We start from the raw sequence: 20,225 nt of genomic DNA, 5'->3' as shown, positions 1-20,225 counted from the left end.
AATTTGTGACTCATAAAGCCAAATTTTTTTTGTTCATCTTTAGTCTAAAGTTGTTTTTTGTCGGTTTGGAGAAGGATTGTTCTTATAAAATTTATGTTTAATTTATAAAAACCAATCATATAGCTTAATAAAAAGCATAGAAGTGGATTGAGAATGGTATTTTTACACATGTTAATGATTCTTATTTAAAGAATTTTTATGCAAAAAGGCAAAGGGCATTGTTTGTATTTTGACAGTTCACGTCTTATAATTCAGTGTCGTTTTAAGTTCAAACGCTATTTAATTTAGAGTTTTAAAGTAGCTGCTGAACAATGCCAGCTTTCCTTCGAATTAATTCCAACAAACTCCGGATGGAGTTTTTACTTACAGGATGCCCGCTGTGAAAAGCAACAGACCTGTCAATTTGTCCATGGGTCAAGTTTTAGAAGTAAACTTAAAATCCCCTGTGGCTATTGCATCAATCTTACACCGTCTATCAGGTGTCATCGTATTTTTACTCGTACCGGTACTTTTATGGATCTTAGACAAGTCTTTGTCTTCGCCTGAAGGTTTTGCTCAAGTTCAGGCTATTTTTAATAGCTTCATTGTGCGTTTTGTCGTATGGGTATTTGTAGCCGGCTTAATTTTCCACTTTATTGCGGGTGTTAAGCACTTACTTGCTGACCTAGGTTTTGCTGAAGAGCTACAAAGTGGTCGCATCGCAGCTACTATTTCATTGATCTTGTCTGCAATTGGTATCGTTGCGGCATTTGTATGGATTGTTATCTAATGAAAAGTGCTACTGGTTTAACGGGTTCAGGTTCTCGCGATTGGTTTATCCAACGTGTAAGTGCTGTCGTATTAGCGGTTTATACAGTTGTTGTTCTAGGTTGGATCCTATGCAATGGCGGTTTTAGCCATGAACAGTGGTACGGCTTTATGATGACAGCTCCAATGAAGATCTTATCTTTATTAGCCGTCTTATCTCTTGTTGCACATGCTTGGATTGGTATGTGGCAGGTATTCACGGATTATGTGACTACTCGCCAAATGGGTCCTTCAGCTTCAGGTTTACGCCTTGTACTGACTTCAGCAGTAATTATTGCTGTATTTGCATATGCGATCTGGGCAATCCAGATTTTTTGGGCGAATTGATAGGAAGAGATCATGGGCGCTATAACCCCTAAAGAAGATTACACAAATATTCCACACGAAACTTTCGATGCTGTCATCGTTGGTGGTGGTGGTTCTGGTATGCGCGCGTCTTACCAACTTGCTCAAGCTGGTTTGAAAGTTGCTGTTTTAACTAAAGTATTCCCAACTCGTTCGCACACTGTTGCAGCGCAGGGTGGTATTGGTGCATCTCTTGGTAACATGCAAGAAGATAACTGGCACTACCACTTCTACGACACTGTTAAGGGTTCTGACTGGTTAGGCGACCAAGACGCAATCGAGTTTATGACGCGTGAAGCGCCGCAAGTGGTTTATGAGTTAGAACACTTGGGTATGCCATTTGACCGTAACGCAGATGGTACGATTTACCAACGTCCATTCGGTGGTCACTCTGCAAACTACGGTGAAAAAGCAGTGCCACGTGCCTGTGCTGCTGCTGACCGTACAGGTCACGCACTTCTTCACACGCTTTATCAAAGCAACGTGAAAATGGGCACTCAATTCTTTGTTGAATGGATCGCACTTGATCTGATTCGTAACGAAGCAGGTGATGTTCTTGGTGTAACAGCAATCGACCAAGAAACAGGTAAAATTGCAGTATTCCAAGCCAAAGCAACATTATTTGCTACAGGTGGTGCGGGTCGTGTTTACCGTGCATCTACCAATGCTTATATCAATACGGGTGATGGTCTTGGTATGGCGGCTCGTGCAGGTATTCCATTGCAAGATATGGAATTCTGGCAGTTTCACCCAACGGGTGTGGCTGGTGCAGGCGTATTGTTAACTGAAGGTTGTCGTGGTGAGGGTGCAATCCTTCGTAACGATGCGGGTGAGCCGTTCATGGAACGCTATGCACCAACTTTAAAAGACTTGGCGCCACGTGACTTCGTATCACGTTCGATGGACCAAGAAATTAAAGAAGGTCGTGGTTGTGGTCCGAAGAAAGACTATATCTTGCTTGATATGACGCACTTGGGTGCTGAAACGATCATGAAGCGTCTTCCATCTGTATTTGAGATTGGTAAGAAATTCGCGAACGTGGATATCACGAAAGAGCCAATTCCAGTTGTACCAACAATTCACTACCAAATGGGTGGTATTCCAACGAATATCCATGGTCAGGTGGTTGTGCCTGAAGGTTCTGAAACTGAAGCATTTACAGCACATTATGATAAAGATAGCGATATCTATTCAACTAATGCGGGCGATCGTAACTTTACCAAGCCTGTGAAAGGCTTCTATGCAATTGGTGAGTGCTCTTGCGTATCTGTGCATGGTGCAAACCGTTTGGGTACGAACTCACTACTTGACTTGGTTGTATTTGGTAAAGCTGCAGGTGAACACATCATCGACTACGTGACTAAACACCACGGTGATGAATACCAACCGCTTCCTACGACTGTACTTGAGCAAACTGTTGCGCGTATCCGTAAATTGGATGACTCAACATCAGGTGAAAATGCTCAAGAAGTTGCAGATGCAATTCGTGACATCGTTCAAGACCATGCAGGTGTATTCCGTACGACTGCGCTTCTTGAAGAAGGTGTGAAGCAGATTCTTGCGATCGAGCCGCGTGTACGCAACATTCACTTAAAAGACAAATCTAAAGTATTTAACACTGCACGTGTAGAAGCTTTAGAAGTTGAAAACTTGTATGAAGTGGCAAAAGCGACATTGATTTCTGCTGCTGCTCGTAAAGAGTGTCGTGGTGCGCATACAGTTGTAGACTTTGAAGAGTCGCCAGATCACCCAGCTTACCCGTATGGCCGTCGTGATGATGAGTGGATGAAACACACATTGTGGTTCTCTAGCGATAACCGTCTTGAGTACAAGCCTGTACGTTACAAGCCATTATCGGTTGCTGCAATTCCACCTAAACCACGTACATTCTAATTGGGAGAAGTAAGATGAGTAGAGGTACTCGTACATTTAATATCTACCGCTACGATCCTGATAAGGATAAAGCACCGTACATGCAAACGTTTAAGCTAGAGTTGACTGATAAGCACCGTATGTTGCTTGATGCACTTCTTGCATTAAAAGTTCAAGATGAATCATTAACATTCCGTCGTTCATGCCGTGAAGGTATTTGTGGTTCGGATGGTGTGAACATCAATGGTAAAAATGGTTTAGCGTGCCTTTGGAACCTAAATGATTTACCAGAAGTGATTACAGTTCGTCCTTTACCTGGGTTGCCAGTAGTTAAAGATTTAGTTGTGGATATGAATCAGTTCTACGATCAGTACAACAAAATTCACCCATTCTTGATCAACAACCAACCTGCGCCACCGAAAGAGCGTTTACAGTCTCCTGAAGATCGTGAACACTTAGATGGTTTATATGAATGTATTCTTTGTGCATGCTGTTCAACATCATGTCCATCATTCTGGTGGAACCCAGACAAGTTCTTGGGTCCTTCAGCGTTGTTGAATGCATACCGTTTCATCATCGACTCTCGTGATACAGCAACTCAAGAGCGTTTGGCTCGTCTTGACGACCCGTTCTCGCTCTTCCGTTGTAAAGGTATCATGAACTGTGTATCAGTATGTCCTAAAGGTTTGAACCCAACGAAAGCAATCGGTCACATCCGTAACATGCTTTTAGATGCTGCTGGTTAATCTTTAGACTGATATATTGGTCACAAAAAGCACACCCATGAGGTGTGCTTTTTTATTTTTGGTTAAAAATTTTTCTATTGCGTTAAATTTTTATGAAAAGACCGAAGTTGGCATTATTTTTGTTTATGGTGTGAGACTTTTACTGGAAATGCACCAGATCAGTGAAAAGCACAGTGATTTAAAACAAATGTCATAAATAAGTGCAAGGATGAGTCTGCAAAAAAGTTATGAAGGTGTTAAGATGGGGCTTGTAAATGAGAGGGCATATTGAAAGATGGTGCTCTCTTTTCGTATGTGTTTTTTAGAGTAGACTTTGGTCTACGTTGAAACTCATTTTTATTTAAAGCACCATATATTAGATGAAATTTTGATATGTGTATTTCGCCAATTTATGAAAGGTATATGTCAAAAAAATCAATTGAAATATAGGGAGTATGCTAAAATTTTTACACGTTTATATTTAAAAAATGTGTGTTAAATATGTACATTAATTCAACATTTAAGCTGGACCAGAACGCGTATAAATGAGTGGATTAGTCGCTTTAGAAAAAATAATGTAAGGCTTTATTTTTTCTAAGTCGATTTGCAAAAAATTGCTCGGTTTTGGCCGGGTATGAATGAGTGATGATGCCGCTGAGGGCGTTATGATTCATTGTCACATTGGGTAATTCTAATGTAGTGATAACGCCTCATGGCATACGCCTTATGGGGACTAATGTCATGTTACCAATTTGACATTAATAATCATGGGGTTGCTTAAAAAGCATCCTGAAATGTTTTTGCAATAGGAAATGGGTCCACAAATGCAAGAAGTTGCTGACGCATTGCGTCTTGACACTGAACTTTCCGCTGATAGTGCAGCGTATATTGAAGAACTTTATGAGCAGTACTTGGCTGCACCAGACTCAGTAGAAGCTGACTGGCGTGCATACTTCGATAAATACCCGAAAGGTGATCAACCACACAGCAATGTACGTGAGCAATTCTTATTACTAGGTCGTAATTCAAGTCGTGTTCAAGCAGTGGTACAAAGTTCTGTTAGTACAGAACATGAACGTCGTCAAATTGGCGTACTACAACTGATCGCAGCGTACCGTAACCGTGGTCATCAAAAAGCAAAGCTTGATCCTTTAGGTTTGGCAAAACGTGAAATCGTACCTGATCTTGACCTTGCGGCACACGGCTTAACCCAATCTGATTTTGATACTGTATTCAATACAGGTAATCTTTTGATTGGTAAAGACGAAGCAACTTTAGGTGAAATGGTTCAAGCCATGGAAGCGACGTATTGTGCTTCGATTGGTGCAGAATACATGCACATTGTTGATACCAAAGAAAAACGTTGGATTCAACAACGTCTTGAAGGTGCACGTGGTCAATTCAATTTTACAGCAGATCAGAAAAAACACGTATTAGAACGTTTGACTGCTGCTGAAGGCCTAGAAAAATTCCTTGGTAATAAATACGTCGGCGCAAAACGTTTCGGCGTGGAAGGTGGTGAATCTTTTATTCCAATGGTTGATGCTTTGATTCAGCGTGCAGGTTCTGTAGGTTGTAAAGAAGTAGTCATTGGTATGCCACACCGTGGTCGTTTGAACCTTCTTGTAAACATCATGGGTAAAAACCCAGCAGACCTATTTGGTGAGTTCGAAGGTAAGAGCTTACATAAAAAAGGTTCTGGTGATGTGAAGTACCACCAAGGTTTCTCTTCAAACGTAATGACTCCAGGTGGCGAAGTTCACTTGGCATTGGCGTTTAACCCATCGCACTTAGAAATCGTTGGCCCTGTGGTTGAAGGTTCAGTACGTGCACGTCAAGTTCGTCGTAAAGACATTGGTGGCGATGATGTATTGCCAGTCATTGTTCACGGTGATGCTGCATTTGCAGGTCAAGGTGTGAACCAAGAAACCTTCCAAATGTCACAAACACGTGGCTATACAGTGGGTGGTACGGTTCACATTGTGGTGAATAACCAAGTTGGTTTTACAACATCTGACCCACGTGATGCGCGTTCTACAGAATACTGTACAGACATCGCGAAAATGATCCAAGCACCGATTTTCCATGTGAACGGTGATGATCCTGAATCAGTATTGTTTGTTGCGCAATTGGCACATGACTTCCGTCATACTTTCCGTAAAGACGTTGTCATTGATATGTTCTGTTACCGTCGTCGTGGTCACAACGAAGCGGATGAGCCAGCTGCAACTCAGCCAATGATGTATCAAGTCATTAACAAGAAAACGACAACCCGTGCATTGTATGCAGATCAATTGGTTCAAGAAAGCATATTGGACCGTGCTAAAGCAGATCAAATGGTAGAAGACTATCGTTCTGATCTAGAAGCAGGTAAGCATGTTGCCAATGCGTTGGTACTTGAGCCAAATACAAAAATGTTTGTAGATTGGGCACCGTACTTAGGACATGACTATACAGACGTATGGGATACCACATGTTCTGAAGACCGTCTAAAAGAACTGGGTCGCAAAATGCGCGAGCTTCCAGAAGGTTTCGTGATGCAGCGTCAGGTTGCAAAAGTGATTGATGATCGCTTAAAAATGCAAACTGGTGAAATGCCATTGAACTGGGGTGCTGCGGAAACTTTGGCTTATGCATCTATTTTAGATGATGGCTATTTGGTTCGTTTGACTGGTGAAGACGTAGGTCGTGGTACTTTCTCACACCGTCATGCAAAACTGCATAACCAAGTTGATGGTTCGACTTATATTCCGCTTTGCCATATCAAAGAAAACCAACCACGTACAGCGATTTATGACTCATTATTGTCTGAAATGGCGGTGTTAGGTTTTGAGTATGGTTATGCAACGACTCTGCCTAAGAGCTTGGTGATTTGGGAAGCACAATTTGGTGACTTCGCAAACTGTGCACAGGTTGTAATTGATCAGTTCATCGCATCAGGTGAAACCAAGTGGGAGCGTGTATGTGGTTTAACGCTACTTCTTCCTCATGGTTTTGAAGGTCAAGGTCCAGAGCACTCATCTGCACGTTTAGAGCGTTTCTTACAGCTATGTGCTGAAGACAACATGCAAGTGATGACACCGACTACACCTGCACAGATTTTCCATGCTTTACGTCGTCAAGCGATTCGCCCAATTCGTAAGCCTATGATTATCATGTCACCGAAGTCTTTGCTTCGTCACAAGCTTGCAACGTCTACTTTAAGTGAACTTGCAAACGGTACATTCCAAACAGTGATTGATGAAATCGACAACATCAACAAAGCAGACGTAACACGTTTAGTGCTTTGTGGTGGTAAGGTTTACTACGACTTGCTTGAGAAACGTCGTGAGCAAGAGTTGAATAACACTGCAATCGTTCGTATTGAACAATTGTATCCATACCCTGAACAACGTATTGCTGAAGTTCTTGCTCAATATCCAAATGTGAAAGATATTGTTTGGACCCAAGAAGAGCCGAAGAACCAGGGCGCTTGGTTATTCATTGCACCGCGTCTATATGATGATGTAATGAAATCTGCGAAACCAGTACGTATCAGTTATGCAGGTCGTGAAGCTTCTGCTGCACCGGCTTGTGGTTCACCATATTTGCATGCAAAACAACAAGCTCAGCTCGTAAATGACGCTTTAGCGATCGTAGCTGAATAACAGGAGATTCTTAGTAATGGCAACCGAAATTAAAGCACCGGTATTCCCAGAGTCAGTTGCTGACGGAACAATTGCAACTTGGCACAAACAACCAGGTGAAGCAGTATCACGTGACGAAGTGATTTGTGATATTGAAACTGACAAAGTTGTTTTAGAAGTTGTTGCTCCTGCTGACGGTACAATTGCATCCATCATTAAAGCTGAAGGTGACACTGTTCTTTCAAACGAAGTGATTGCAGAGTTTGAAGAAGGTGCTGTATCTGGCGCGGCACAAACTGAAGCTGTTCAGTCTGAAGCGAAAGTGGAAGTTGCTGCTGCACAAACTCAAGCAGGTGCTGCGCCTGTTGTTGAACGTGCTCAAGTTGCTGATCAAGCACCAGCAGTACGTAAAGCATTGACTGAGTCTGGTATTCCAGCAGCAGATGTTGCAGGTACAGGCCGTGGTGGTCGTATCACGAAAGAAGATGTAGCAAATCATCAAACTAAACCAGCAGCTCCAGCTGCAGCGCCTTTAAGTGTTGCTGTGGGTGAGCGTGTTGAGAAGCGTGTTCCGATGACACGTCTTCGTAAGCGTGTTGCTGAGCGTCTGCTTGCTGCAACTCAAGAAACTGCAATGTTGACTACGTTTAACGAAGTGAACATGAAGCCAATCATGGAAATGCGTGCACAATATAAAGATGCGTTTGAAAAGCGTCATGGTGCTCGTCTTGGCTTTATGTCTTTCTTTGTTAAAGCAGCAACTGAAGCACTTAAACGTTATCCAGCGGTTAATGCTTCAATTGATGGTGATGACATTGTTTACCATGGTTACTATGACATCGGTGTAGCAGTATCTTCTGAGCGTGGTCTAGTTGTACCTGTGCTTCGTGATACAGACCGTATGAACTATGCTGAAGTTGAAAATGGTATCCGTGATTACGCTTATAAAGCGCGTGATGGCAAATTGGGTATCGAAGACATGACTGGCGGTACGTTCACGATTACCAATGGTGGTACATTCGGTTCATTATTATCTACTCCGATCTTAAATACGCCTCAAACAGCGATTTTGGGTATGCATAAAATCCAAGAGCGTCCAATGGCTGTCAATGGTCAAGTAGAAATCTTACCGATGATGTATTTAGCGCTTTCTTATGACCACCGTCTAATTGATGGTAAAGAAGCGGTAGGCTTCCTTGTAACAATTAAAGAATTGTTAGAAGAACCAGCTAAATTGATCCTTGACCTTTAATCTAAAGAATAAAACATGGGCTTAGGGCGATCCTCTAAGCCCATTTTTGGAGATAAACATGTCTCAACAATTTGATCTTGTTGTAATTGGCGGCGGCCCTGGCGGTTATGAAGCAGCGATTCGTGCTGCGCAGCTTGGTTTCAAAGTTGCGTGTATCGAAAAACGTGTACACAAAGGTAAACCATCTTTAGGTGGTACTTGCTTAAATGTGGGTTGTATCCCTTCTAAAGCATTGCTTGATTCTTCACATCATTATGAAGATACACTCCATGGCTTAGACGTTCATGGCATCACAGTTGAGAATGTACAACTTGACCTTGCTAAACTTTTAGCACGTAAAGATAAAGTTGTAGATAACTTGACAGGTGGCGTTGCTCAATTACTGAAAGGTAATGGTATTGAATGGTTGCAAGGTACTGGTAAATTACTTGCAGGTAAAAAAGTTGAATTCGCACCATTAGATGGCGGTGAAGTACAAGTTTTGGAACCTAAATTTGTCATTTTGGCAACGGGTTCAGTTCCTGTAAATATTCCAGTGGCTAAAGTTGATGAAGATCTTATCGTAGATTCAACGGGCGCATTAGAATTCCAAGAAGTTCCTAAACGTCTTGGTGTCATTGGGGCAGGTGTTATTGGCCTTGAACTTGGTTCAGTGTGGCGTCGCCTAGGTTCTGAAGTTGTTGTATTTGAAGCAATGGATGCATTCTTACCAATGGCTGATAAAGCGTTGGCAAAAGACTACCAAAAGCTTTTGACTAAACAAGGTTTAGATATCCGTATCGGTGCAAAAGTTGCTGGTACTGAAATCAACGGTCGTGAAGTGACTGTTCAATACAACCAAGCGGGTGAAGACAAAACTGAAACTTTCGATAAGTTAATCGTTTGTGTAGGTCGTAAAGCTTATGCTGAAGGTTTATTGGCTGAAGACTCAGGTATTAAGTTGACTGAGCGTGGTCTAGTTGAAGTAAATGATTGGTGTGCAACGTCTGTTGACGGCGTATATGCAATTGGTGACTTAGTCCGTGGTCCAATGCTTGCGCATAAAGCAATGGAAGAGGGTGTAATGGCGGTTGAGCGTATGCATGGTCATGCTGCTCAAGTAAACTATGACACCATCATTTCTGTGATTTATACTCACCCTGAAGCGGCGTGGGTTGGTTTGACTGAAGAACAAGCCAAAGAAAAAGGTCACGAAGTTAAAACTGGACAATTCCCATTTGCTGTAAATGGTCGTGCTTTAGCTGCGAATGAATCTGCTGGTTTTGTGAAGTTTGTTGCAGATGCAAAAACTGACCGTCTATTAGGTATGCATATCATTGGCCCAGGTGCTTCTGATATTGTTCACCAAGGTATGATTGCACTTGAGTTTGTATCTTCTGTTGAAGATTTACAATTGATGACTTTTGGTCATCCTACTTATTCAGAAGTGGTTCATGAAGCTGCACTAGCAGTGGATGGTCGAGCGATTCACGCAATTCAGCGTAAACGCAAATAAGATAAAAAAAAGAGCGACTACGGTCGCTCTTTTTTGTTTCAGGTGGTTGTCTTATTTTGCAGAATCATCTAAAAATAAAGAGAAGAAGTTTTTTAAAAAATCCAAAATGTTTACTGTGATAGTAAACAGCTTCGGTGCAACAAAAAGTAAATAAGTAGTAATAAAAAGGTTAGTCGATGAATTTACATGAATATCAAGCTAAAGTGCTATTGAAAAAGTATGGTATGCCAGTCCAAGAAGGCGTACTTGCAACCACTCCACAAGAAGCAGTTCAAGCCTTTGAACAAATGGGCGGCAAGTTTGCTGTAATGAAAGCACAAGTGCATGCAGGCGGCCGTGGTAAGGCAGGTGGTGTAAAAGTTGTTAAGTCAGCAACAGAAGCTGCAGAATATGCAAAGAGCATCATCGGGACCAACCTTGTTACCTATCAAACAGATAGCCATGGTCAACCTGTCAACAGTGTGCTTGTCGCGGAAGATGTTTATCCTGTAGAGCGTGAACTGTATTTAGGCGCTGTGGTTGACCGCTCAAGCCGTCGTGTGACTTTTATGGCATCGACTGAAGGTGGTGTTGAAATTGAAAAAGTTGCAGAAGAAACCCCAGAAAAAATTATCAAAGTAGAAGTTGATCCTTTGGTTGGCTTACAGCCTTTCCAAGCACGTGAAGTTGCATTTAAGTTGAATTTGAAGGATGGACAAGTAAATCAATTCGTCAAAGTGATGTCTGCGGCATATCAAGCCTTCATTGAAAATGACTTTGCTCTTTTTGAAATTAACCCACTTTCAGTACGTGAAAATGGCGATATTTTATGTGTAGATGCCAAAGTTGGAATTGACTCAAATGCTTTATATCGTTTGCCTGAAATTGCGGCGCTACGAGATAAATCGCAGGAAAATGAACGTGAGTTAAAAGCATCTGAATTTGACCTGAACTACGTTGCACTTGAAGGCAACATTGGGTGTATGGTCAATGGTGCAGGCCTTGCGATGGCCACTATGGACATTATTAAACTTTACGGGGGGCAACCTGCGAACTTCCTAGATGTGGGTGGTGGTGCAACCAAAGACCGTGTCATTGAAGCGTTTAAAATTATTTTGGCAGATACCTCTGTGCAAGGGGTGTTGATTAATATCTTCGGTGGAATTGTACGTTGTGACATGATTGCTGAAGCGATTATTGCAGCGGTTCAAGAAGTAAATGTAACTGTGCCTGTGGTTGTTCGTTTAGAAGGGAACAATGCTGAATTGGGTGCCAAATTACTTGATGAATCAGGTTTAAAACTTATTTCTGCAAATGGTTTGTCAGATGCCGCAGAAAAAATCGTTGCTGCAGTAAAAGCGTAAGGAGTATCAATATGAGCGTATTAATTAATAAAGACACCAAAGTATTGGTACAAGGTTTTACAGGTAAAAATGGTACTTTTCACTCAGCACAAGCGCTGGATTATGGAACAAAAGTTGTTGGTGGCGTAACACCTGGTAAAGGTGGCACAACGCACCTTGATTTACCTGTATTTAACACGATGAAAGATGCAGTTGCTGGTACAGGTGCAGATGCAACTGTGATTTATGTCCCAGCTCCTTTTGTCTTGGATTCAATTATTGAAGCAGTGGACTCAGGTGTTGGACTGATTGTGGTGATTACCGAAGGTGTACCGACTTTAGATATGCTCAAAGCTAAGCGTTATCTTGAAACCAATGGTAATGGTACGCGTTTGATTGGTCCAAACTGTCCAGGCATTATCACACCAGGTGAATGTAAAATCGGGATTATGCCAGGTCATATTCACCAACCCGGTAAGATTGGAATTATCTCACGTTCTGGTACCTTGACCTATGAAGCGGTTGCACAAACGACGAAACTTGGTTTAGGGCAATCAACTTGTATCGGTATTGGTGGTGATCCAATTCCAGGCATGAACCAAATTGATTGTTTGAAACTGTTCCAAGACGATCCGCAAACTGAAGCGATCATTATGATTGGTGAGATTGGTGGTACTGCTGAAGAAGAAGCAGCTGAATATATTCAGTCTCATGTGACTAAACCTGTCGTTGGTTATATCGCAGGTGTAACAGCGCCGAAGGGCAAACGTATGGGACATGCTGGAGCAATTATTTCGGGTGGTAAAGGGACTGCTGAAGAAAAATTCGCGGCATTTGAAAAAGCAGGAATGGCTTACACGCGTAGTCCCGCAGAATTAGGCTCTACAATGTTACAAGTACTTAAAGAGAAAGGTTTGGCTTAAGCACAGACTTAAAGCTTTAGAGAATCCCCAAAATTGGGGATTTTTTTATTATTTCATAGACATATCTAATAGAGTCCCGTAAAAAATCTCCGTTTTTCTTACATTTTTCATGACGAAAATTGGTTGGATTTCACTTACTACGAAAATACAATGTGATTGAAGTCACATAATTTAATTATGTGGTGATCTTTATTTACATAGTGTGAAAAGTATATGAATTATAAAAAGCCAATATGGATGATTTGTATTTTAGCTAGCACTTGCCCTGTAACACTTTTGCAAGCAGCAGATAACATTGATCAACTCCGAGAAGAGAGTGTTGTTTTGATTCGATCAGGTCAAGTTGATCAAGGTCTCGAACGGTTAAGGGCTTTATTGGCACAACAACCACAAAATCAAAAGCTCATTGCAGATTATATGGTCAGTGCCTATGCGCATCAGAAAGTAACTGCATCAGATCTAGCCCATTTACAAGATATTAGTGTTCAACGTTTTCCTGAATATGCATGGTTAAGTGTTGTGAAGGCTCAGCGCGATTTAAGACAGTTCAATACCGCTGCAAACTGGGCTGAAATGTTTTACCAACAGAGTAAACAACAGCAATGGTTAGTGTGGCAAGTTGTATTAAATGCAGAGGCTGGACAAACGGTTCAAGCAAAAAAATTACTGGCACAAGTCAAAACAGAACAACTCAGCCCTGACTATTTAGCACAAATGTCATATGCCTACCGCGTTCTGAGTATGCCGATTGAAGCATTGGAAAGCTCAGAGGCAGCACTGAACCAACAGGTCAATCCTGATCTACAAGAGCAATATGTTTTAGCCCTGATGGTGAATAGTGCTTATGTTGAAGCTGAGGAATATATTCAAAGTCATGGTTTAAATGAATTACGTCCAAACTTACGTCATAGTGTAAAGCTTAATGAGTTTTCTCAACGTATCCAAAATGCAATTCAGTCCCAGCGTATGTTGACCTATCGTGATCAAGGTATGCAAGCCTATAACAAGCTTGATCAAGTGATTGCGGCAATGCAGCGTTATGAAACTGAGTTACCCGAAGATCAGGCGCTTCGTCGCAAGTTTTATTATGACTACAGCTATGCTTTAAATGCACGACAAGCATCTCATGAGGTTTTAGCTGAATTAAAAAAAGTGAATTTGCCAATTGCGGATATGCCTGCTTATGTACGTCATGCTGCGGCAGACAGTTATTTGAGATTGCGTCAGCCTAAGCAAGCGGAAGTGTATTATCGCAGTTTACTATTAGAAAAAAATTATCCTAATTACGACGTCTATGCAGGTTTGTATTATTCTCTGATTGAACAAGAAAAGTTTAAGCAAGCTGATCAGTTGATTGTTCAGATGGATCATTTATTACCGACTTTTAAATACAGCAATGCAAAAGGTGTAAATAGAACAACACACGATGACCGTTTTGAATATTTGGGTTTAAAAGGTCTGAACTATGCCTATCGTAATGAACATGCCAAAGCTGAACATTATTTTGAGCAGTTGGTGGCACAAGCACCTAATAATGTGAGTTATCAAAACAATCTTGCTTTAATTCAGCGTTGGCGAGAAAAACCAAAACTATCTGAAAGTAACTTATCCCAACTACAAGGGGTAGAGCCGATTGATCAGGCAACGCGTATTAACCATATGCAAAATAACCAAGCTCTTGGAAATATTCAGGCTTGGCGTGCTCAGAATGCAGATTTAATGCAACGCTCACCTTTAGATACAGGGGTTCGACTTAGCCAGAAAGAGTTGAATGACCGTAATCGACCAACTATTCAGCACCAAAGTATGCTTTCAAAAAGCAAATCTGACAGTCGTGACTTGCTTGGGCAGTTAAAAGGTTCGCGTGAGCGCGAGCATCAAACGCGTCTGAATAGCCCTTGGTTTTATGATAACTATCGTGCTTATGCCATGCAGGACTATCGTTGGTCTGAGTTTGATGACGGCAAGGTGAAAGATAATCGGATTGGACTTGGACTTGAATGGGCATCAAAACGAAAATCAGCAAGTATTGCATTATCGCAGACTACAAACGGAGATCGTCTAGGTGCTGAACTACAATGGTCACAGTGGTTGAATGATCATTGGAACTATCATTTGGCTTATAACAGCCAAGCCGATATTCCCTTACAAGCTATACGCAATGGTGATGAAGGACAGTCTTACAGCTTGGGTTTTGACTGGCAGCAGAATGAGTCTCGTAAGGCAGGGGCAACTTATCAACTGACGGATATTGATGATAACAATACGCGCCAAGAAGTGGCTGCCTATTTTAGGCAACAGATTTATCAAGCACCACATCATATTACGCAAGCCATTTTACGGGGCTATTACGGTCAAAATGATGATGTCCGCGTGGATTATTTTAATCCTGAGTCGAATTACAGTTTAGAAGTCGGCTTAGAGCATGAGTGGATGACATGGCGTCATTATGATCGCCATTTTAGTCAGCACTTTGAAGCAAGTGTAGGGACGTATAAGCAAAAAGACTATTCGGCAGAAGCAATTTATAACATTTATTACCAACATGATTGGCAACTGTCGAGAACATGGAAGCTCAATTACGGCATAGGTTGGGGAATCCATCCTTATGATGGTGATTCTGAGAAACGTACTTATGGGGTGATTGGCTTTGAGGGGCGCTTCTAATGAAAAAATTCATCAATATATTAATCGCAATGAGTTTAACGGGAACACTTGTTGTTCCAAACCTTTCATATGCAGAATTGCAAAAACCTAAACAAATTAAATTACAAGATAATCAGTTTGTGACTTTAACTTTTCATGATGTACGGGATGATGTTGCAAAAAGTGGTGATCGTGATGTGTACGCGATTAGCACCAAAAATCTGGCGCAGTATCTAGAGTGGATACAGCGTGAAGGGTGGCAGCCGATTCGTCTAGAAGATATTTGGCTGGCAAGGCAGGGAAAAAAAATATTACCTAACAAGGCTTTACTATTAACTTTTGATGATGGGGCATTGAGTAGTTATAACCGGGTTTTTCCACTGTTAAAGCAGTATAAAACGCCAGCAGTATTTGCAATACCAACCAGCTGGATTAATGGTAATACCAAAGATGCCTATGAGGCATACGGTGTAGGCAACTTAATGACATGGCCACAAATGCGTGAAATGGCTGCATCAGGTTATGCTGAATTTGTATCTCACTCTGATAATTTACACCGTGGCATTTTGGCGAACCCACAGCAAAATATGGAACCAGCAGCCATTACTCGTCAATATTTTGAAAAACAAAAAACTTATGAAACAGAGGCTGAATATCGCAGTCGAGTGGTTGCCGACTTAAAAAAATCAAAACAGGTATTAGATCGTGAGCTGGCTATAAATAGTCGCGCTATTTTCTGGCCTTATGGTGCAGTCACTGCGGAAAGTGAAGAATTGGCAGCTAAAGCAGGCTTACCGATGTCTTTTAGTTTAGGTAGTGTTGCACCCCTGGCAGACTCGGTAAAAACATATCAACGTGCTTTGATTATGGATAACCCAACACCTGAAATGATTAATCAGGAAATGTTGGAGTTTTTGAATTATGTCCGAGCACCTTATAAGCAGCGGAAGAGTTTTTTGCGTTTTGATTTAGCAGAAATGCAATCGGCCGATAATGAGCAGTTTAATCAGAAACTCGGACAGTTATTGGATCGTGTTGACGGTTTAAAAACCAATACCTTGATTCTTAAAGCCGTGTCAGATAGCAACGGTGATGGAAAAATTGATGCTGCATATTTCCCCAATCGGCAGTTGAAAATGCAGCAAGATATGCTGAATCGTGTGGTATGGCAGTCACGAACACGTATTGCTAACCGTGTTTATGCCGAGCTCCCAATCAGCTTGGAAACTGAACAGAATGTAGACCTTGCGATGTTGACGGCTGACTTGGTAAAGAATAATAGCTCGATTGAAGGGTTAATGTTGGATACGGGTTCGATGCTAGACTGCGCGATCGGTCAGCAAAAATGGACTCCTAATTGCGAAGCTCAAGTAAATCGCGTCTTTAAAATCAAAGAGCGAAGCAAGGAGCAGGCAAAGTACTATGCCAATATCAGTAATAATTACCAAACAGCGCTGAAAGTTAATTTAGAAAAAACCCAGTTAGACGGTTTAAAGCCTTTATTAGACTATACCTTAGAGTATGCAGATTTTCTTTATGTTGAGCTAGATCCTATCCAACAACCAGAGGTATTTAATGCCTTTGTTAAACAACTTAAAACTTTGAATGAAAAAGAGCAGCAGTATTTGATTGCGAGCTTTAATGTCCAAACTCCGCTTAGCACCCAACAGGTAAAACAGCTCAAAAAGAGTTATCAACAACTGAGAAGTTTAGCGATTCAAAAAGTAGGTGTAAATAATTACAGCTTTAATCTTGCGAAAGTGATTCATCAAAATTTTTATCCTGAGCTGAGTTTAAATAGCAGCCCATTGAATTACCGCGATCCATTTACTCAAAAAGTTTTGGAGAAAAAATAATGCAATGGTTATTTAATTTAAGATTTAGCGACTACTATTTTGGTTTTGCATTTTTATATCCACTCTTTATGGCTTGGCTATGGATTGCAGGCGGAATATGGTTCTATTTAAAACGTGAATATCGGGAGAATGATGTTCCACAACCAAGTGAGCATGCCTGTAGTATTTTGATTCCTTGTTTCAATGAAGAAGATCAAGTTCGAGAAACCATTAAATACGCCATGCAAACGCAATATCCTGACTTTGAAGTGATTGCGATTAATGATGGCAGTAGCGATAAAACCGCTGAAATTCTAGATGAGTTACAGCAAACTTACTCACGTTTACGTGTGGTGCATCTGGCTGAAAACCAAGGAAAAGCTTATGCACTAAAAGCGGGAGCTATGGTCAGTCAGCATGAATATCTGATTTGTATAGATGGTGACGCTTTATTGCACCCACATGCTGTGCTATGGATGATGCACCATTTAACACGATTTCCACGTGTGGGGGCTGTGACGGGGAACCCTCGAATTATCAACCGTTCAAGTATTTTAGGCAAAATTCAGGTGGGCGAGTTCTCATCTATTATTGGTCTCATTAAACGTTCACAACGGACTTATGGTCGGATCTTTACAGTGTCTGGGGTATTGGTCGGATTCCGTAAAACTGCTTTGGATCGTATTGGATACTGGCGTGACGACATGATTACTGAAGATATTGATGTGTCATGGCGTTTGCAATTTGACCATTGGGATCTGCACTATGTGCCAAATGCACTCGGCTATATTTATATGCCAGAGACCTTTATCGGCTTATGGAAGCAACGTTTACGTTGGGCGCAAGGTGGAATAGAGGTCTTATTGGCCTATAGCAAACAAATGTTTAACTGGCGTTTACGCCGTATGTGGCCAGTCGCGATTGAGTCTATGATCAGTATTCTCTGGGCCTATGTGATGTTCGGTATCATTATTTTATATCTCTACGGTTTGTTTTTTCCATTACCTGGTGAGTGGGCGATTCAGTCCTTTATCCCGCAGTGGTATGGGGTAATTTTAGGGGTTACCTGCCTTATTCAGTTCTTTGTCAGTTTGATGATTGATAACCGATATGATCGTGGTCGTATTTTGAGAAATTATTTTTGGGTGATTTGGTATCCACTGTTCTTTTGGCTGTTAACCATGATGACAACAGTCGTTTCTGTACCGAAAACCTTATTGAAAACGCAAAAGCGTGCTCGATGGGTGAGTCCAGACCGTGGTTTTAGAGGAGAGACCAAAGATGCAAAAAACTGAAAACTTTAAAATAATTACTGATGAAAACTTACTAGACATCCCTAGCTATATAGACCGACCAGAATATGTTCGAAATAAAACAGCAGGTTATAGTCTGTTGGCGCTTGGATGGATCACGTGGATGTGGTTGTTTTTACCATTACTCACAGTTCTGTTTTGGTTATTTGAAGGAAGCTTGGTTTATGAGCAATTGATTGTGGCAGAAATGCCACGGAAGCCCTTGAATCTGTTTCATTTAACAGGGTTGATTACGTTTTTCATTCTGTGTCTGTTTATTTGGGCGAGTTATAATTGGTATCGGTTTCATAATAATGAAAAGCGCTTATTTCCGAGCAATGTCATGCCATCTGAACTTGCGCATAGTTTTCGTGTCAGCACGACAGATATTAAACGTTTGCAATATGCAGACAACATTACCTTACACTACAGTGAGGATGGTGAACTGACTACTTATGATCTAAATGATCAGGCGAAAACACTGGATTCAAAGCCGCTGCGTGTGGATGTTGTTGTACAAAATCATCTGGATAATAACCAAAATGCTTAACGCCGTGTTGTTTAAGTAACTGCATGGTTTCAGCGAGCTCAGAGCTGGAAATTTTCTGATTATTTTTCCAGTTGATGGCTTGAAGTTCAAAAATAGTACGATCCAAGTTTGGGTCGTATTTTTTGGCCTGAGCAATCAGGTCCAAGTAAAATTGACGATGATTCGGACTATCCTCCATATAAGGCATCGCCATAATTGCATTATAGTCATAATAGGCTAGGGTACTGGCTTGGGATTGACTAAACCACTGTTCACTCTTTGGATTGAGCACAACTGGTGCATACATGTTACGAGCAGTGAGTAAATTCGGCTGCTGTTTTCTTAAAACTTGGCTTAAGCCCGCTGCAAACTGGTCCAAATAAGCAGTTTTATACTGTGCAAATTTAAACTGTTCAGGGTGCTTTGGATCACGGAGCATAGATAGATCTTTAAATCCCCATGCTCCATACATTTTTTCGGCTACGATAGATACATCTTCATGATCATTAAGGGTTATGTCGTCATGGTACAAAATGCCGTCGACTTTATTTCTGCTTATAAAATCATTGAATATCTCAGTAACCAATTTTATATTCTTAGGCTCAAAGGGGCTGATACGAATATAAGCATTTGAAACTTTTTGACTGTTTTCCACATATTGTAATTGGTCTTGTCGAGGAAATTCCCATGCGATGAGAGGAAGCCATGCATAGACTTGCTTTACCTGAGTTTGTTGTCGAATTTCGCGCAAAACTTGCGGGAATAAATTATCACGCGTTGGAATATGTCTATTTTCAAAATAAACTTGGTCTGCTGAACCATTAGCATCTGGGTCGGCAAAAGCTTGTAGAAAAATGGTATTCGGCTGAATCTGTTGAATGCGAGAAATTAGGGTTTGAATATTTTGCTGTTGCTGTTTTTTATTGGGGTCGAAAACATAGTCTAGATCAATATGCATAATGCGCATCTGATCAATTTTTGTTGCGGTAGAAAGTTGAATATTTTGTGCTTGATACTCTGCAACAATGGTATCTATTGGGTGGTTTTTGATCAGAACGGGAGGCGTTGGTTGATGTATAACATTACATGCGAACAGGGGCAGTGTGGTTATACAGGTGAGTAATATGTTCAGTTTTTTATGCTTTAAAAAATAAACCATGGTGTTTCATGAAAAACAGAGTATGAATAAATACTGTAATCGAAAAGCCAAGCGTGAGGGGCGTTTTTATGTATGCTTGTGTGAGCTTAAATTTGTAGGTAGATTAAACCGCAAGGCATTAGAACTCTTGCAAAAGTTAAAAAATGATCATTCATTGGCAATAAAATAAGTGTTGAACATCACTTCTCTCTTGTTGAAAAGGTTAGAATGAAGGTGGATTCTTCCTATAAATCCTCTCTCTAGCCCTTTCCTTTACAAAGGAGAAGGAACTTTCATTGTGATTTCAATACAGCTCAAAAAATGACTGATGCAAGAAATCTATTGTATGGTCATAAGCTGCTAAAGCTGTTGAACAAAAACAGTGAGGATTGCAGCTAAAGCCAAAGTCATGGATATT

Annotated in this window: 14 protein-coding genes; 13 read left to right on the top strand and 1 reads right to left on the bottom strand. The window is 41.1% G+C overall.

The window, feature by feature from the left end:
* Nucleotides 1-370: 370 nt before the first annotated feature.
* The 13 genes from sdhC to pgaD all read left to right on the top strand — a co-directional run bounded on the left by sdhC (nt 371) and on the right by pgaD (nt 18,690).
* The gene (gene sdhC / locus B9T36_RS03035) at nt 371-769 is read left to right on the top strand and encodes a succinate dehydrogenase, cytochrome b556 subunit (RefSeq protein WP_086208085.1); all 399 of its coding nucleotides are present in this window, start codon (nt 371-373) and stop codon (nt 767-769) included.
* Nucleotides 769-1,134, top strand: a complete 366-nt coding sequence (gene sdhD, locus B9T36_RS03030) for a succinate dehydrogenase, hydrophobic membrane anchor protein (protein ID WP_086208084.1) — start codon at nt 769-771, stop codon at nt 1,132-1,134. The genes sdhC and sdhD overlap by 1 nt, the downstream gene beginning before the upstream one ends.
* Nucleotides 1,135-1,146: 12 nt before the next feature.
* Nucleotides 1,147-3,045 (top strand): succinate dehydrogenase flavoprotein subunit, encoded by a 1,899-nt coding sequence (sdhA, locus tag B9T36_RS03025; protein WP_086208083.1) that lies wholly within the window; start codon nt 1,147-1,149, stop codon nt 3,043-3,045.
* A 14-nt stretch (nt 3,046-3,059) separates the two neighbouring features.
* A complete protein-coding gene (locus tag B9T36_RS03020; protein ID WP_086208082.1) occupies nt 3,060-3,770 on the top strand; it encodes a succinate dehydrogenase iron-sulfur subunit in 711 nt (236 codons plus the stop codon).
* 803 nt (nt 3,771-4,573) lie between these two features.
* Nucleotides 4,574-7,396 carry a 2-oxoglutarate dehydrogenase E1 component gene (locus B9T36_RS03015; protein WP_086208254.1) on the top strand — a complete coding sequence of 941 codons (2,823 nt, stop codon included), beginning with the start codon at nt 4,574-4,576 and terminating at the stop codon, nt 7,394-7,396.
* A 16-nt stretch (nt 7,397-7,412) separates the two neighbouring features.
* Nucleotides 7,413-8,627, top strand: a complete 1,215-nt coding sequence (gene odhB, locus B9T36_RS03010; RefSeq protein ID WP_086208081.1) for a 2-oxoglutarate dehydrogenase complex dihydrolipoyllysine-residue succinyltransferase — start codon at nt 7,413-7,415, stop codon at nt 8,625-8,627.
* A 58-nt stretch (nt 8,628-8,685) separates the two neighbouring features.
* Nucleotides 8,686-10,122: a dihydrolipoyl dehydrogenase gene (lpdA, locus tag B9T36_RS03005; protein WP_086208080.1), complete on the top strand. Its 1,437-nt coding sequence runs from the start codon at nt 8,686-8,688 to the stop codon at nt 10,120-10,122.
* A 176-nt stretch (nt 10,123-10,298) separates the two neighbouring features.
* Nucleotides 10,299-11,465, top strand: coding sequence for an ADP-forming succinate--CoA ligase subunit beta (gene sucC / locus B9T36_RS03000; RefSeq protein WP_086208079.1), 1,167 nt, complete (start codon nt 10,299-10,301; stop codon nt 11,463-11,465).
* Between the two features lie 11 nt (nt 11,466-11,476).
* Entirely contained in the window at nt 11,477-12,367 is an 891-nt protein-coding gene (gene sucD, locus B9T36_RS02995) for a succinate--CoA ligase subunit alpha (RefSeq protein ID WP_086208078.1), read from the top strand.
* Nucleotides 12,368-12,580: 213 nt separating this feature from the next.
* Nucleotides 12,581-15,034, top strand: a complete 2,454-nt coding sequence (gene pgaA / locus B9T36_RS02990; protein WP_086208077.1) for a poly-beta-1,6 N-acetyl-D-glucosamine export porin PgaA — start codon at nt 12,581-12,583, stop codon at nt 15,032-15,034.
* Nucleotides 15,034-16,869 (top strand): poly-beta-1,6-N-acetyl-D-glucosamine N-deacetylase PgaB, encoded by a 1,836-nt coding sequence (gene pgaB / locus B9T36_RS02985; RefSeq protein WP_086208076.1) that lies wholly within the window; start codon nt 15,034-15,036, stop codon nt 16,867-16,869. Before pgaA ends, pgaB (B9T36_RS02985) begins: the two co-directional genes overlap by 1 nt.
* Nucleotides 16,869-18,143 carry a poly-beta-1,6-N-acetyl-D-glucosamine synthase gene (gene pgaC / locus B9T36_RS02980; RefSeq protein WP_086208075.1) on the top strand — a complete coding sequence of 425 codons (1,275 nt, stop codon included), beginning with the start codon at nt 16,869-16,871 and terminating at the stop codon, nt 18,141-18,143. Before pgaB (B9T36_RS02985) ends, pgaC begins: the two co-directional genes overlap by 1 nt.
* The gene (gene pgaD / locus B9T36_RS02975) at nt 18,130-18,690 is read left to right on the top strand and encodes a poly-beta-1,6-N-acetyl-D-glucosamine biosynthesis protein PgaD (RefSeq protein ID WP_086208074.1); all 561 of its coding nucleotides are present in this window, start codon (nt 18,130-18,132) and stop codon (nt 18,688-18,690) included. Before pgaC ends, pgaD begins: the two co-directional genes overlap by 14 nt.
* Here pgaD and pgaB (B9T36_RS02970) read toward each other — a convergent pair.
* Nucleotides 18,590-19,828, bottom strand: a complete 1,239-nt coding sequence (pgaB, locus tag B9T36_RS02970) for a poly-beta-1,6-N-acetyl-D-glucosamine N-deacetylase PgaB (RefSeq protein ID WP_086208073.1) — start codon at nt 19,826-19,828, stop codon at nt 18,590-18,592. The genes pgaD and pgaB (B9T36_RS02970) overlap by 101 nt on opposite strands.
* Nucleotides 19,829-20,225 lie beyond the last annotated feature (397 nt).

This window comes from Acinetobacter sp. ANC 4204 (assembly GCF_002135205.1).
GTDB lineage: Bacteria > Pseudomonadota > Gammaproteobacteria > Pseudomonadales > Moraxellaceae > Acinetobacter.
The sequence above is the reverse complement of the archived record's forward strand: the minus strand, read 5'-3'. Positions and strand labels throughout refer to the sequence as shown.